Below are 15428 nucleotides of genomic sequence, written 5' to 3'. Positions count from 1 at the left end.
GTGGGACATGACGACGGGCGAGGACGTGTCGGTCGGTCGGCTGCTGGTGCTGGAGTACGAGCGCCTCAAGGACGAACAGCGGGCCCGGATCGGCTTCCGCGACAACCTGCTCTACGCGACCCTGGCCTCGATGGCCGCCGTGATCGCCGTGGCGGTCCAGGCCGGGGCCCAACTCCTGCTCGTCCTCCCGCCGGTGTCCCTGGTGCTCGGCTGGACGTACCTGGTCAACGACGAGAAGATCTCGGCCGCCGGGCGCTACGTCCGGGATCAACTGGCCCCCGCCCTGGGCAACCTGTCGGGCGGCCAGGTCGCGGTCTTCGGCTGGGAGACCGCACACCGCGGCGACGCCCACCGGCGGTCGCGCAAGCGCTTCCAACTCGGCGTCGACCTGCTGACGTTCTGCGGGGCGCCGGCCGCCGCGGTGGTGGTCCAGTGGGTGGTGGCGCGCGGCCACACGAGCCTGTACGTGCTGTCGGGAGTGGAGCTGCTCGCGGTGGGCCTGCTCGCCTGGCAGATCGTGCGGTACTCGGACCTCGCTTCCTGAGCGGGTCAGCGGTTGCGGAGTTGGTGGACCAGCCGGGCCACCAACTCGTCCGCCACACAGTACGAGTCGGATTGGAGCTGGCCGAAGGTGACCGCCTCCGTCGCCGAGGTGAAGAGCGGCGATTCCCCGGGGGCGGGCTGCTCGACACCGAGCACCGGAACGAACGCCGACGGCGCGATCATGTCGATGCCCAGCAACCGCTCCAACATCCCGTTGGCCCGATCGCGCAGGTCGTCCATGTCCGCATCGGACCCGAAACGGACGTAGGGCAGCTCGTCCCAGGCTCCCCGGTCGCCGGAACGGTGAACGAAAAGCCCCATGGACCGGTCATCGACCGCGTAGCACAGGACGGTCTCACCGACGACCTTGGCCTCTGCCCCTACGGGCAGGTACTCCCGTCCCGTATAGGAGAGCAGCCTGGGTAGCTCGTTCAGCTCGCGGTACTCCAGTGCATCGTCCTCCGAGGCGTTGACCAGGTGGAGTTCGAGGACCGGACCCGCCCCCAGGAGCTGGGTGAACTCCGGGCGGCGGACCAGCCCGCGCGGCGCCGACAGCCGGCGCCACCGGGGACGGTCCGGCCCGGCGGTCACGAACAGGTGACCGTCCTGGACCGCGTACGCCGTGCCGCCGGAGCTCGCCTCGACGTTCATCGTGTGCGTCGGCCCGACGGGCGCCGCCGTCCGCCGCGGAGCGCGGGCCCCCGCGGCAGGGAACTTCAGCGCCGCCACCAACGCCAGCGCGTACCGGGCCGCGTGGTCGGCCGCCACCCGCTGGGAGTCCTGGGCCTCCGCCACCTGCTTGGCGCCGTCGGCGTGGTCGCTGATCCCACGGATCGTCAGGACCTCCAGCCCGCCGATGTGACCGGCGTGGGAGGACCCCGCGCTCTCCATCTCGATCGCCGCCGCGTCGCTGTAGTGGTCCCGGAGCTGCTGGGCCAGCGGCGCCTTCCGGCTGTTGAGCACCACGTCGCCCGCGGCCACCGGCTTGAAGTGGACCGCCGGCGCTCCCGCCGCGCCCCGGTGCCAGGTGTCCGGCAGGTGCTGGGCCCGCTGCGCCAGCCGGTGCGGGGCGGCGAAGGCCTGCGGGCGTGCCGAGAACGTCCCGTCCTGCTCGACCTTCCCGCCCTGGTACGCGTAGACCTTGGTCGCCACCACGACGTCGCCGAGCGCGATGTCCTCCTTGAGGCCGCCCGCGATCCCCACGAACAGCACGGCCTCGGGGTCGAACAGCTCGTGGGCGTGCGTGGTGATCACCGCCGCCGGGATGCTGCCCTCCCCGGCCACCGCCAGCGCCACCCGGCAGGACGCCCCGGGGACCGTCCCCACCTGGAAGATCGTCCCGGTGGAGTGCTCCTCCTCCACGCAGTCCGCCAACAGTGCCCGGACTGCACGCAGTTCGAGGTTGAGGGCGGTGAGGACCACGACCGTGGGCAGTCCGGCCTGCTGCTCGTACACTCGACGCCTCGGCTCCCTGCCGGGCAGGGGCAGCGGACGGAAGCCCGCGCTCCGGCCTCCGGCCTCGGTTGGAAGACCATCAGCCTAAGCCATCCCGATCCACTCGACGGACCGCGAACTGCGTTGCGAGGTAACGACCATGGCATCGGACGGAGCACCGGGGAACGGCCCGCCGGAAGGCGGTGACGACGGCAGCCACCGGCTCCGGATCACTGCGGAGCGCGGCGCCCGGGTCACCGCCGCGCTCCACGGCCGGCTGTACGTCGAGGGCGACTCCCCGGACCACCACCTCCGCCTGCGGACCCCGCCGTCGGGGGCCCCGGCGCAGGCCGACCCCGCCCTCCTGGCACGCCTCGCCGCGTGGCGCGACTCCCCTCCCGCCGAGCCCTCCGTCCTGCTGCTGTACGGCGGCAGCCGCTCCGAACGATCCTCCCTGACAACGGAGTTCGCGTCCTCCTCCGCCCGCGGCGGCTGGACCGTCGCCGACGCCCACCTCGGCCCCGGGCCACGGACGACCACCGGCGGCCGGCTGCTGGTGATCGTGGAGGAGGCCGGCCCCTGGTCGCTCGACGGCCTCCAACTGCTGGCCACCGATCCGGCCCTCCGCACCCCGGAGCGGGCCCGCCTCCTGCTCACCACCGACCGGCCGCCGAGCCTGCCCGCCCTGCGTCACCGGCTCCGCAAGGCCGGACTCCCCGAGCCGTGCGCCCTCCGCCTCCCCGGGCTGCCCCTGCCCGGCACGACCGGACCTCAGCCGAGCGGCGAGAGCACCCCGTAGGCGTCGCTGCGGTACGCCTCCAGATCGGGGTACTGCTTGAGCAGCAGCGCGACGGCGTCCCGGGCACCGGGGGCCTCGGCCATGCCCGGGGGCAGCACCAGGTAGCCGCCCTGCTCGGGCGGGACCAGGCCGCCGACCAGGGAGCGGCGGACGGTGCGGTCGTGGCGGGTGCCGCGGCCGGTGGCGCCGTACGGGTCGCGGGCCAGGGCGCTGACGCCGCCCCGGGCCGATACCTGGTCCAAGTCCGGGACGATCCGCCAGAGTTGCTGGGCCTGGTGGCTCTGCACCGAGCCGGCGAGGTTGGCCTCCAGGCCGTGGCTGTGGCAGAGCTCGACGAAGAAGCGGATCTCCTCCAGGGAGAGGATGCCCGCCCGGGGCAGGCCGTGCCGGTCGGTGTCGTACGGGTCGAGATCCGCCAGCTCGGCACTGCCGGCGGTGGAGACCAGGCCGATCCGGGCCACCTTCAGCAGGATGCTGGTGTCGATCATGATGGAGTCGGCCCCGGCCGCCGCGCTGGCCTCGACCATCGCGGCGATGGCGGCCCGGTCGGTCCGGCGGGCCTCGGTGATCCCGTAACGCCGGTGCGCGAAGGGCTCGTTGACGGCGACGAAGGTGGTCCGCGCCTCCGCCGGGAGCGCGGCCGAGGCCGTCAGCTCGGCGAGCACGGGCCGCCGTTCGCCGAAGAGCGGCCGGCCGGCCTCGTCCAGCAGGGCGTCCGCGTACTCGGCCAGGTCGAAGGCCCCGGGGACGTCCGGGTCGCACGGGTAGTACTCCCGCAGGCCCACCAGTGCGCGCCGCACCTGCGGCAGGGTCTTGCGGGCGTCCCACAGGTCGAGGTCCTGGGCGAACAGGACGGACATCACCCGGGTGTGGGAGAGCCGCTCGGTGCGGCGCAGCGTCGCGGTGATCTCGCCGAGCACGTCGGAGAGTTCACCGATCCGCATCCCGTCGAGGCCGACCTTGACGATGCCGCAGGGGTGCACCCGGGTGCCCATCGCCAGGGCGACCCCGAGGGCGGCCTGCGCGGCCTTGCCGACCTGCTCGTAGGCGGACTTGGGCAGGGCGAGACCGTTCTCCGCGCGGCGGTACAGGAGTTGGTCCTCGCCGATGTTGGTGCTCAGCTGGACGGGCAGGGCCCGCCGGACCGCCAGCACCGCGTCGGCGATGTCCATGATCCGGCGCGGCTTGATGGTGCCCAGGGCGCTGCGCGGGTCCTCGCTGTCGATGATGCGCGCGCCGCCGAGCACCGCCTCCCGCGCCTCCTGCGGATCGAAGACACTCACCAGTACGCGCCGGTCGGCACCGGGTGTTCCCGTGGTCGACACCGTTCCCCCTCCGAGAGTTGATCGACGAATCGGCGCCCAGCATCGAACACGAGGACGGTACCGGTGCGTCAGACGGAATGATCACCACTCGAAAGACTGAACCTCATTGACAACCCGGACCTCACCCTGCCTCGGCCGACCCTCCCGGGGCCCGGCTAGGGTGCACCGGAGACGATCAAGGAGAGGACGGGCCCGGGTGAGTGGCTGGACGAGGGCGTTGGACGCGGCCGGGATCACCGACCCCCTGCTGCGGGACGACTACACCCGGCAGCGGCAGCAGGTGACGCGGTACCGGCGCGAGGCCGCGCTGGCCGCCCAACTCCTGCTGCCCGCACGGCTGGTGCCGCACGTGATCGCCGCCACCGCCTACATGAACCGCACCGACACCCTGCTCGACAGCGGACCGCCCGAGGGCCGGCGGGCGGCGTACGCGCAGTGGGAGGGCGAGGTCGAGCAGGCCCTCGCCACCGGGGAGACCGACCGGACCGAGCTGCGCCCGTTCCTGCACACCGTCCGGGCCCACCCGGCCCTGCGCGCCCTGGTGCCCGAGCACCTGGCCGGGGCGCTCGCCGACCTCGACTTCCCCGGCTTCGCCACCGAGGCCGACTACCAGGTCTACCTGGACACCTACGCACTGCCCGCCTTCATGGTCGTCGCCACCCTGCTCGGCCCGTCCGGGGACCAGGACGCCTACCGGGCCGCCTGCCGCACCTACCTGGACGCCGCCCAGCGGATCGACTTCCTCGCCGACCTCGCCGAGGACCTGGCCGACGGCCGCCTGACGATCCCCCAGGAGGCCCTGGACCAGCACGGCGTCACCCGCGCCGACCTCGAACGGGGCGCCGACCGGCCCGCCGTCCGGGCCCTGCTCACCGCCCAGCTCGACCACGCCGACCGCACCCTCGCCGAGGGCCGCGCCGTGATCGGCCTCGCCCCGCCCGCGCACCGGCCGATGGTCCGCTGCATGGTCGCCCTGGATGCTCTGACCTCCCGCGCCGCCCGGGCCGACCTCCCGGCCCTGCTCCGCCGCCCGGCCGGACCGCCGAAGGGCGCCGCGCTCCGCCTGCTGGCGCGCGAGTACCTCCGGGCCCGCCGGGTGCGCGGCGCCGCGGGCGGCTGAGCGGGCCCGTGGGCAACTGAACGGGCTCGGGTACGGCCGAGCAGGCCGGGGGCACGCGCCCCCGGCCCGCCGGATCGGGGACCGTCAGTAGACGTTGACCCCGTACTTCGCGAGCGCCTCGTTCACCGGCTGGAAGAAGGTCGTGCCGCCGGTGCGGCAGTCGCCGCTGCCGCCCGAGGTGATGCCGAGCGCCTTGGTCCCGTCGTACAGCGGGCCACCCGAGTCGCCGGGCTCGGCGCAGACGTTGGTCTGGATCATCCCCTTGACGGTGCCGCCGCCGGAGTAGTGCACGGTGGCGTTCAGCCCGGTGACGGTGCCGCCGTGGGTGCCGGTGGTCGAACCGGTGCGCTTGACCGACTCGCCGACGTAGGCGTTCGGCGCGGAGGAGAACCCGCCGGAGTGGCTCAGCGAGCCGTTGTCGTAGCGGACCAGCGCGTAGTCGTTGCCCGGGAAGCTGGAGTTGGCCGTGGCCCCGATCAGGGTGCTCTGCGCGGAGCTGGTGTACCAGGTCTTCACCACGTTCCCGCAGTGACCGGCCGTCAGGAAGTAGTAGCTGCCGCCGCTCACCACGTTGAAGCCGAGCGAACAGCGGTACCCCGCGCCGTAGATGGCATCCCCGGCCGCGAGCAGGGGCTTGAAGACGCCGGGGGCGCGCTCGATCCTGAGCGATCCGCCGTCGGTGCCCGCGGCCTTCCTGATCCTGGCCAGGGCGGCCGGGGAGACGGTGCTGTCGGCCGTCACGACCACGCGGTCGGCCGCCGCGTCGACGTACCAGGCGGTGCCGCCGACATCGGCGCCGAGCACGGCCTCGCCCACCGCGGCGAGCCTGGCCGGGCCGAAGGACTGGACGGGCGACGCGGCCGCGGCCGGCACGGCGGCCGCGGTGGCGGCCGCGGCGGACAGCAGGGCGACGGCCGCGGTGAGCATCCGGGTACGGAGACCGCCGGTACGGCCGTGGGGGGTGGTGCGCTCGATCCTCACTGATTCTCCTCCTGGGAGTGAGAGGCCCCTGAGGGTTGGGGGGCCGTGAGGCGCAGTCAGGCCGCACGCAGACGTCCGCGGCCGTTCGGTGAACGGCCACGGCTGATCTGCTCCTGACAGGCGCTGACCGGAAGTATCAGCAGCGTCCCGACCCCGCACAAGACTCCCGACCCGAACCTGGAAGTCCGCTGACAGTCCGTCCGATCGCCTTGACGACCCCGCAGATCACTGCCCGGGACGAGGGTCACTGCCCAGGGCGGGGGGCACTGCTCAAGGCCGGGGTCACTGCTCAGGCCTGCCGGACGGCCTCCGTCAGACGGTCGGCCGCCTCCACCACGGCCTGCGCCAGCCGGGCACCCGGGTGGCGGCTGAGCCGCTCGATCGGGCCGGAGACGGTGACGGCCGCCACCACCCGGTTGGACGGGCCGCGCACCGGCGCGGAGACCGAGGCGACCCCGAGCTCGCGCTCCCCGACGGCCTGCGCCCAGCCGCGCCGCCGCACCCCGCTCAGCGCGGTGGCGGTGAAGCTGGCGCCCTGGAGGCCCCGGTGCAGCCGCTCCGGCTCCTCCCAGGCCAGCAGGATCTGGGCCGCGGCCCCGACCCGCATCGGGAGGGTGACCCCGACCGGGACGGTGTCGCGCAGGCCGGAGAGCCGTTCGGCGGCGGCCACGCAGATCCGCATCTCGCCCTGGCGCCGGTAGAGCTGGGCGCTCTCCCCGGTGACGTCGCGCAGCTGTGCCAGCACCGGCCCGGCCGCCGCCAGCAGGCGGTCCTCACCGGCCGCCGCCGACAGTTCGCCGATCCGGGCGCCGAGGGTGAACCGGCCCTCGATGTCGCGCGCGACCAGCCGGTGCTGCTCCAGCGCGACGGCCAGCCGGTGCGCGGTCGGCCGGGCCAGGCCGGTGGCGGCGACCAGCCCGGCCAGGGTGGTCGGGCCGGCCTCCAGGGTGCCGAGGATCGAGGTGACCTTGTCGAGGACGCCGACGCCGCTGATGGTTTCCATGGGTGTACTCCGTCTCAGATCCGCGGACGGCGGGTGGGTCCGCCCGCGGGGGCTCCGTGCGGGGAGCCGGGGGTGGTCAGCGAGGGAAGGCCGCAGAAGTGGGCCGAATGCCTGCGCCGGACACGAAACGGGTACGCGAAAGCGCCGGGGCGGGAAGCGCCCGGGCGAAGGACAGCACAGAGAGCACCGTGTCTCCTCATCTTTCCCGCGCCACAGTGGCGACAGGCCGGAGTTGGCACTGCTCCCGCACGGCACGGCGCGTACTTCGGACGCCGGGTCGAACGGGGAGTTGCCGGGGCTTCGTAGGGCCGGTCCCTCCACCCCTCTGGATGATTCGCGAGGAACCATATCAAGTCGTGGCGGCGCCGTGACCAACCTCCCCCCACCTCGTCCGGAACCGCCCCACCGGGGGCCGAAACCGGCCCGCCGGGTGATCCACATTGGTAGCGTCGCCGCGTGACAGACCAACGAGCAGGGCAACAACAGCACGGGAAGCACGGACTGACGCGCCGTCAGACGCTCGCCGCGGCCCTCGGCACGGCCGGGGCGGCCTGGCTGCTGCGCGGCACCGTCGGGCCGGACAGCGCGCGAGCCGTCGGCACGGCCCCCACCGGCCTCCCCGGCGGGCTGGTCCCGTACCAGCGGGTGTTCGAGAACTGGGCCGGGGAGGTCCGCACCGACCCGCTCTGGGTCTGCGAACCCGCCACCCCCCAGCAGGTCGCCGAGCTCGCCGACTGGGCCCGCGCCAACGGCTGGCGGCTTCGGCCGCAGGGCCACCGGCACGGCTGGGCCCCGCTCACCGTCGCCCCGGGCACCCCGTCCTCGGCCCGCGTCCTGCTGCTCGACACCACCCGCCACCTCACCGCGATCACCCTGACCGGCACCCAGGTCGCGGGCGCCCCGACCGTCCGGGTGCAGACCGGCGCCGCGATGGAGGACCTGCTGGCCCGCCTCGCCGAGCAGGGCCTCGGCGTCACCGCCTGCCCCGCCCCCGGCGACCTCACCGTCGGCGGCGTGCTCGCCATCGGCGGCCACGGCACCGCCGTCCCGGCCGCCGGCGAGACCCCGCCCGCCGGCCACGGCTACGGCTCGCTCTCCAACCAGGTGGTCTCGCTCACCGCCGTGGTCTGGGAGGAGTCCTCGGGCCGGTACGTGCTGCGCGAGTTCGACCGCACCGAGGCGGAGGCCGGCGCGCTGCTGGTCCAGCTCGGCCGGGCCTTCCTCACCGAGGCGGTGCTCCGGGTCGGCGCCGACCGGCCGCTGCGCTGCGTCAGCCGGGTCGACGTCCCGGCCTCCGAGCTCTTCGCCGCCCCGGGCACGACGGGCGCCCGGACCTTCGCCTCCTTCGTCGACCGGGACGGCCGGGCCGAGGCGATCTGGTACGCCTTCACCGCGTACCCCTGGCTCAAGACCTGGCGGGTCACCCCCGGCCGGCCGTTCGCCGCCCGCTCGGTCACCGAGCCGTACAACTACCCCTTCTCGGACAACATCCCGAAGCCGGTCGCCGAACTGGCCGGCCAACTGGTCTCCGGCACACCGGAGTTGGCACCGGTCTTCGGCCAGCTCCAGTACCTCATCACCAAGATCGGGCTCACCGGGGACCTGACCGACGTCCTGCTCTCCAGCGGCCTGCTGCGCTCCCTGCTCACCGGCGACCTGCTCACCCACCTGCTCGCCGACGGCCTGCGCTCCGACCTCTGGGGCCCCTCCCGGACCCTCCTGCAGTACGTCCGGCCGACCACGCTGCGGGTCACCGCCAACGGCTACGCGGTCCACCTGCGCCGGGCCGACCTCCAGTGGGCGGTCAACGCCTTCACCACCACCTACGAACGCCTGCTGACGGAGTACCGACAGCGCGGCGAGTACCCCGTCAACGGCGCCGTCGAGATCCGCGTCACCGGCCTCGACGACCCCGCCGCCACCGGCATCCCCGGCGCCCGCCCCGCCCTGCTCTCGGCCCTGCGCCCCGACCCCGCCCACCCCGACCGGGACACCGCCCTCTGGCTCGACATCCTCACCCTCCCCGGCACCCCCGGCCTCCACCGCTTCTGCCGCGACCTCGAACAGGCCCTGCTCACCCTCTTCGACGGCACCCGCGCCGGCCTCCGCGTCGAGTGGTCCAAGGGCTGGGCCTACACCGACACCGCCGCCTGGGCCGACCCCACCCTCCTCACCACCACCGTCCCCGCCTCCCTCCGCTCCCCCGGCACCCCCGGCTGGGACGAAGCCGTCACCACCCTCGACCGCCTCGACCCCCACCGCGTCTTCGGCAACCCCTTCCTGGACGCCCTGCTGCGGACGCACTGAATCGCCCCGTCCTGACGCTCCGTCGCGCCTAACGGAGCGTCAGGTTTCGGATCGGACACGAACGCCGTCGGCCACACACGACCGCACTAGGCTCGTGCAGCGCGCCTCGCGCTTCCCGTGGATGAAGGAACGGAGTTGTCCGGTTTGGAAGACCGACGCCCCGGTAACCGACGCGGTGCCGACCCGTTGGAGGCACTGCTCGATCACTGGCAGAAGGCCCTCATCGATCTCGGTTTCCGCAACCGGCTGGTGAGTTACCGCCGTACCAAGACCCAGGCCGGCATGGACATAACGGCTCCCGGCCTGTCCGCAATCCTCGGCAGTCTCTCTGCGGGGTGCGTTTTCGCCCAGGTACGGGAATCGGCGGCCGATTCCGGTGACGCCCCGTCACTGCTGCCCGTGCAGCTCGACAAACCGTCGCCGCTGCCTGTGGGGACACTCGTCGGCAGTCGGCCGATCGACACCCCGGTGTCTCGCAGTGGTACCGGGCGAAACTCCCAACGCCTTTCGCTCGTCACCTCGAAGGCCACCCAGGCAGAACAGGACCGTCACCTCCGAAGGCTGGCAACGGTGGCGAAGGAGAAGTTCAACGACTACGGCCTGTGGGTGCTGCACCTCGGCATCGGCTTCCTGGAGTGGCATCCGGCTCCATCGGCTGAGAGCGTCAGGTCTCCGCTGATCCTGGCGCCGGTGACACTCCGCCGGTGGAAGGGCGACTCCTACCTGCTGGAGCTCAACACCGACGAGGAGGTGGTCTTCAATCCCGCCCTCGCCATCAAGATGGAGGAACTCGGGCTCGACTGGCCGAGCCCTGAGCAGGTCGACCTCTCCGATGTTCCCGCGCTGCTCGACCAAGCCCGTCTGAAGGCCTCGCAGCGTAAGGGCTGGGCAGTCCACGACCGGGTGGTACTCGATGCCTTCAATTCCAGCAAAGAGGCGATGTACCGCGATCTCAAGGACAACCGGGCCCGCATTCTGAAGAGTCATCTGGTCCGAGCCGTCGGTCTGGGCGGGGCTTCGAACCTGGCTGCCGGTACCTTCGACTTCGAACCGCTACCGCTCGACCGGATCGACCAGCTTCAGCCGCCCGAGCAGGCTCCGCTCGTCCTGGACTCCGACTCTTCGCAACGCCAGTGCGTGGCCGCAGCCATCGAGGGCCGGAGCTTCGTCATGGACGGGCCTCCCGGCACCGGCAAGAGCCAGACGATCACCAACATCATCGCCGGTCTGCTCGACCAGGGCCGAACCGTCCTGTTCGTCAGCGAGAAAGCGGCAGCCCTGGACGTCGTGCGCAATCGGCTCAAGGACGTCGGCCTCGACGACTACGTCCTCGCTCTGCACAGCAACACCATGGGCCGGAAGCAGGTCGCGCAGGAGCTCGGAAGGGCGCTCGATGCCCCACCGCGCTCGTTCCCCAGGGCCGGCACCAACGAGCGCTCCACGGCAAAGGGCCTCCGTGAGGAGCTGTCGGGCTACGCCGCGGCCATGAACGAGCCCCGGGCCGGTCTGGGCAGGTCCCTCCACACGGTCCTGGGCAGCATTTCCCTCCTGGAACACGTCTACTCCCTCCGGCCGGGCCCGGCCTTCGTCGCCGGCGACCTGACCGAGGAGCTGCTGCACCAGATCACCGAGGCAGCCGGCTGGATCGCCCGCGCTTGGCGCCCGGCGCTTGAAGGCGATGCCTTCCTCTGGCGAGAGCTGACCGGAGCCCGTGGCGAACTCGAGGCGCTGGACAGGGCTCTGGAGGAACTCGACAACATCCGTCGGACCCTCGAGCCGTACTCGGAGCTGGTGGACGCGATGGGCTGGGAGGGTCTCCATGACGCTGCTCGGCTCGCCGAGGTGCTGCGCACCGGTGAGCAGCGTCCTGCACTTCCGGTCGCTTGGCTGGGCCTGGACCACTCCGAACTGGGCTCCAGAATCGGCTCGTTCATCGCAAGGCACAACCGTGCTGCCGTCGCCGAGCAGAACGTGGTGACCGTGCTCGGCCTACGCTGGAGCGCACTTGCGGAGACAAGTGCCCTGGCGGCGGCGACCGACTGGTCCGCAGCCTCGGCCTCCCTGCCTCCCGTGCTGGAGCTCGACTCCCTGACAGTGGACCAGGCGAAAGCGCTCATCACTCAACTGTCAGCCGATGCCGACGCCCTGGATCGCGCCGGGAAGCTCGCCACCGGAGCCGCCCGGATGTACGGGGTTCCGGCTCCCGCCACCTGCAGGGATGCTCTCCGGATATCCCGGTTGGCCGAGTTCTCCGCACTGCCGCCGGAGGACAAGCCACCCGCCCGCTGGCTCACCGCGGATGGTCTCACCGCTGCCCGGAGTGCCCTCCCCCGGCTGTCCGACGCTGTCGCCGAGCTTCGAACCACCAGGTCCAAGGCCCAACAGGTGTTCACCGAAGCCGTGTTGGCCGAAGAGGCGTTGGAGGAGGTCGCACAGCGATTCGCCACCGTTCACCAGACCTTGCCCGGTCGGTTCTCCTCCGCCCGCCGTGTCGACAGTCGTCTCGTCCGCACCCTGCTCCCCGGTGAGGGCAAATGCTCCAGGACCGTGATCGCCGCACTTCCGGACGCAGTCGCCTGGCAGAGGGCCCACCGGACTCTGGCTCAAATGGCCAGACGCGAAGGCCCGGCACTCGCTCACCTGTGGCTGTCCGAGGAAACCGACTTCGACTCCGCCGCCGACCTGCTCGATCAGGCGAGCAGAATCCTGGACCTCGCACCGCAGGTGACGGATCCCGAGGCGCTGCGTGGAGAACTGGCACACGGCGGCACTCCTCGCGACGCCGCACGCACTGCTGCCGCGCAGGCGGCGGAGATCCTCACCGCGTGGCGGCAAGCTCTGGTCACTCCCCCCGCCATCGGCGCTCCGTACACCCTGGAGGATGAACCGATCACCGAGGCCGCGCAGTGGAGCCGTGGCCAGCTGCCGCTGCTCTACGCTGCACGGGACGTGCTGCACGCCATCGAAGAGGCGTCCGGACGCGCTGACTGGACGCTCCGAAAGGCGCTGGACGCCCTCGTCCTCGTCACGGAGGCCGTGGTGGCCGACGAGAACTTCAGCACGCCTGCCGATCAGGACCGGCAACTGCTCGGCGAGCTGTACCGAGGACGCGACACCGACCGCGATGCACTCCGGGTGGCCCTCGCCTGGGTGGCCGACATGCGCACGGCCTGCGGCCTCATCGGTCATCAGGTCTTCCCCGCCGAGAGCCTGCACTCGCTCCACGGAGCACGGCGGGACACCGACTTGGAAGAGGCCGTCGAGGGCTGGTCAAGTGCGACCACCCAGCTGACCGGGCTCTTCACGACCGAACGGGCAGGGCAGCTCCGAGCCGTGTTGGAACAGGACTTGGCGTCCGCCGAAAGCCTGCTCGCCCAGCTCGGCTCCGATCGCGGTGGGCCGGACGAATGGGCGGCGTACCTGCGCGGACGTCGGGTCCTCGACGGTCACCACCTCGGCGATCTGGTCGGACGAGCCGTCAAGGTGCAGGTGGAGCAGGACAGCTTCCCTTCCGTGGTCGAGAAGGCGGTTCTCCGTTCCTGGGCGGACCGCATCATCGAGAACGACAGCCGGTTGCTGTGGACCCGGTCCCAAGACCGTGACGACCGGGTGACGGAGTTCCGGAAGGTCGACCAGCTCCTGCTCGAGGGTGCGCGGGTTCAGGTGGCACGTGCCTGCGAGAGCCGCCGCCCCGGTGCGCTCCGGGACAAAGGCACCAGACTGCTGAACACCGAGGGACGCAAGAGGAGCCGCCACAAGCCGGTCCGCACCCTGCTCAGTGAAGCCGACAGCGCCGTCCGACTCCTCAAGCCGTGCTTCATGATGAGCCCGCTGATGGTCAGCCGGCTGCTCCCGCCCGACTTCATGTTCGATGTCGTCATCTTCGACGAGGCCTCCCAGGTCCTGCCGCAGGACGCCATCAACTGTGTCTACCGCGGCCGCTCCCTGATCGTCGCGGGTGACGAGAAGCAGCTCCCCCCGACCGCCTTCTTCAGCGCGGGCGAGGATGATGAGGAGGACGACGCGGCGCCCGGCGACGCGGACGACAAGCCGACCAGTTACGAGTCACTGCTCACCCTGGCCAAGGGAAGCGGGATGCTCAAGAACCTGACGTTGCGTTGGCACTACCGCAGTCGGCACGAGCACCTGATCGCGTTCAGCAACCACGAATTCTACGACCGGTCGATGACGACCTTCCCGGGCGCACTGGCAGACAGCCCCGACGTGGGCGTGGCCTTCGTGCGGGCCGTGGACGGGCGGTACCACGGTGGCGCAACCGGCCCGCGGAACAATCCGCTGGAGGCCCGGCAGGTCGCTCAGTTGGTGATCAAGCACTTCGACACCCGCCCAGGCCGGTCGCTCGGCGTGATCGCCCTCTCCCAGGCGCAGGCGGACGCGATCCGGGAGGCCGTGGACAACGCGAGGCGTGGTCGGCCCGATCTCGATGACCAGTTCTCCGAGGACCGTCTGGACGGCTTCTTCATCAAGAACCTCGAAACGGTCCAAGGTGACGAACGCGATGTCATCATCATGTCGGTCGGCTACGGCCCGGACGAGCGCGGCAAAATCTCGCGGAGGTTCGGCCCGATGATCCAGGCGGGAGGTTGGCGCCGGCTCAACGTCGCGGTGACCCGAGCCCGCTACCGGGTCGAGGTCGTCGCCTCGTTCGATCCCGACGAGCTCCCCGAGTCCGGCAGTGACAGTTCCCGCTACTTCGCGCGTTACCTGAAGTACGCCAAGCACGGTCCGGCCGTCCTTGCCCAAGAACGCGAAACGGACGACGACGACGCAGAGAGCCCGTTCGAGGAATCGGTCCTGGACGTGCTGCGGAGCTGGGGCTACTCCGTACGTCCACAGGTCGGCGTCGCCGGGTACCGGATCGACCTGGGCATACGCGATCCCCGGAGACCGGGACGGTACGCCCTGGGCATCGAGTGCGACGGTGCGATGTACCACTCCTCGAAGGTGGCCAGGGACCGTGACCGCCTCCGGGAGTCGGTCCTCTCCGGGCTGGGCTGGAGACTCCACCGGATCTGGGGCACGGACTGGTACCGCAACCGACCGGGTGCTGAGGCCCGACTCAGGGCGGCCGTCGAGCGCGAGGTGGGCCTCCCGGCATCACCGGACAAGGTCTTCCAGGCCGTCGACGAACAACCCGTGCAAAGGCCCGAGCCCGTTCTCCCGTCAGCAGTTCCCGAGGCAACTGCATCCTCCGGTCGGACAGTTGCCCCGCTCTCTCGTCCCGACGAGGAGGAGTTGTCGGGACCTGCCCGGCAGCGGATCACACACGAACTGACCCAGATCCGCGCTGCACTGGCCGAGCCGACGTCGACCGACCACCGCTCCGGGCCCCGTACCCGGGCGGATCAGTCCCGACGGGACCGGGAACAGCGGTCCGATCTGGAAGCCCGCGCCACCGTCCTGAGGGCCTACCTCACCGGCGACCGCTCGGCCGCAGTCGGCATCGTCAGTCCAGGACGCCTGGTCACCTTGCAGTTCGACGGCGACGACGAGGCCATGGAGTACGAGATCACCTCAGGACGGACCTTCGACGAAGAGACCGTCCATCTCAGCCCGTTCACCGCCTTGGGTAGAGCTCTCACCAGCCGCTCGTCCGGTGACTCCGTCGAGTACGAGGAGAACGGACGGCGCCACCTCGTCCACGTTCACAAGGTCCGCGACTGATCGGCTGAGCGGGCGGGGGCGCCACCGCCCCCGCCCAACTGCCAGACCCCGATACCGCACGCCGCGCCCGCTGAGTGACAACCGAGCCGTTCGCGGCCACGGACTCATCAGCAGCCGGGTCCTCGTCCGGGGCGAAATCCGGATCGCACCCTGGCGCGGCCCGGGGGTCCGTCGCACACTGCGTACGACGGTGTCACTCGGTGGGCCGGGCCGGCCCTGCGGGCGGGGGGA

At 71.7% G+C, this 15428-nt stretch carries 9 protein-coding genes and 1 riboswitch; of the genes, 5 read left to right on the top strand and 4 right to left on the bottom strand.

The features are described 5' to 3' along the window. Positions 1-7 precede the first annotated feature (7 nt). Positions 8-544 (top strand): hypothetical protein, encoded by a 537-nt coding sequence (locus tag ACIA8O_RS01920; protein WP_396291537.1) that lies wholly within the window; start codon positions 8-10, stop codon positions 542-544. Between the two features lie 5 nt (positions 545-549). Here ACIA8O_RS01920 and ACIA8O_RS01915 read toward each other — a convergent pair whose 3' ends face one another. Beyond that, positions 550-1998 (bottom strand): hypothetical protein, encoded by a 1449-nt coding sequence (locus ACIA8O_RS01915; protein WP_396291536.1) that lies wholly within the window; start codon positions 1996-1998, stop codon positions 550-552. A 139-nt stretch (positions 1999-2137) separates the two neighbouring features. On the opposite strand from ACIA8O_RS01915, the gene ACIA8O_RS01910 reads away from it, so the two are divergent. Next, the gene (locus ACIA8O_RS01910) at positions 2138-2776 is read left to right on the top strand and encodes a hypothetical protein (RefSeq protein ID WP_396291535.1); all 639 of its coding nucleotides are present in this window, start codon (positions 2138-2140) and stop codon (positions 2774-2776) included. On the opposite strand, the gene ACIA8O_RS01905 is transcribed toward ACIA8O_RS01910, so the two are convergent. After that, entirely contained in the window at positions 2749-4059 is a 1311-nt protein-coding gene (locus ACIA8O_RS01905; RefSeq protein ID WP_396291534.1) for a (5-formylfuran-3-yl)methyl phosphate synthase, read from the bottom strand. The genes ACIA8O_RS01910 and ACIA8O_RS01905 overlap by 28 nt on opposite strands. 238 nt (positions 4060-4297) lie before the next feature. On the opposite strand from ACIA8O_RS01905, the gene ACIA8O_RS01900 reads away from it, so the two are divergent. Further along, positions 4298-5221: a phytoene/squalene synthase family protein gene (locus ACIA8O_RS01900; RefSeq protein WP_396291533.1), complete on the top strand. Its 924-nt coding sequence runs from the start codon at positions 4298-4300 to the stop codon at positions 5219-5221. A gap of 84 nt (positions 5222-5305) precedes the next feature. Here the strand turns inward: ACIA8O_RS01900 and ACIA8O_RS01895 are convergent, their stop codons facing one another. Both ACIA8O_RS01895 and ACIA8O_RS01890 read right to left on the bottom strand, forming a co-directional pair. Next, positions 5306-6202 (bottom strand): S1 family peptidase, encoded by an 897-nt coding sequence (locus ACIA8O_RS01895; protein WP_396291532.1) that lies wholly within the window; start codon positions 6200-6202, stop codon positions 5306-5308. Positions 6203-6491: 289 nt separating this feature from the next. Then, positions 6492-7205, bottom strand: coding sequence for an IclR family transcriptional regulator (locus tag ACIA8O_RS01890; protein ID WP_396291531.1), 714 nt, complete (start codon positions 7203-7205; stop codon positions 6492-6494). Positions 7206-7398: 193 nt separating this feature from the next. Further along, positions 7399-7541, bottom strand: a riboswitch (SAM riboswitch). 120 nt (positions 7542-7661) lie between these two features. Between ACIA8O_RS01890 and ACIA8O_RS01885 the strand changes: the two genes are divergently transcribed. Together ACIA8O_RS01885 and ACIA8O_RS01880 are read left to right on the top strand one after the other, a co-directional pair. Next, complete coding sequence (locus ACIA8O_RS01885; protein ID WP_396291530.1) at positions 7662-9512, top strand: cholesterol oxidase substrate-binding domain-containing protein; 1851 nt, start codon at positions 7662-7664, stop codon at positions 9510-9512. Positions 9513-9698: 186 nt separating this feature from the next. Then, positions 9699-15197, top strand: coding sequence for a DUF4011 domain-containing protein (locus ACIA8O_RS01880; protein WP_396291529.1), 5499 nt, complete (start codon positions 9699-9701; stop codon positions 15195-15197). Positions 15198-15428 lie beyond the last annotated feature (231 nt).

The organism is Kitasatospora sp. NPDC051853, assembly GCF_044452665.1.
Lineage (GTDB): Bacteria > Actinomycetota > Actinomycetes > Streptomycetales > Streptomycetaceae > Kitasatospora.
The sequence above is the reverse complement of the archived record's forward strand: the minus strand, read 5'-3'. Positions and strand labels throughout refer to the sequence as shown.

Coding starts and splice junctions, on each gene's coding strand:
- ACIA8O_RS01920 (WP_396291537.1), top strand. CDS start 8: ATGACGACGGGCGAGGACGTGTCGGTCGGTCGGCTGCTGGTGCTGGAG.
- ACIA8O_RS01910 (WP_396291535.1), top strand. CDS start 2,138: ATGGCATCGGACGGAGCACCGGGGAACGGCCCGCCGGAAGGCGGTGAC.
- ACIA8O_RS01890 (WP_396291531.1), bottom strand. CDS start 7,205: ATGGAAACCATCAGCGGCGTCGGCGTCCTCGACAAGGTCACCTCGATC.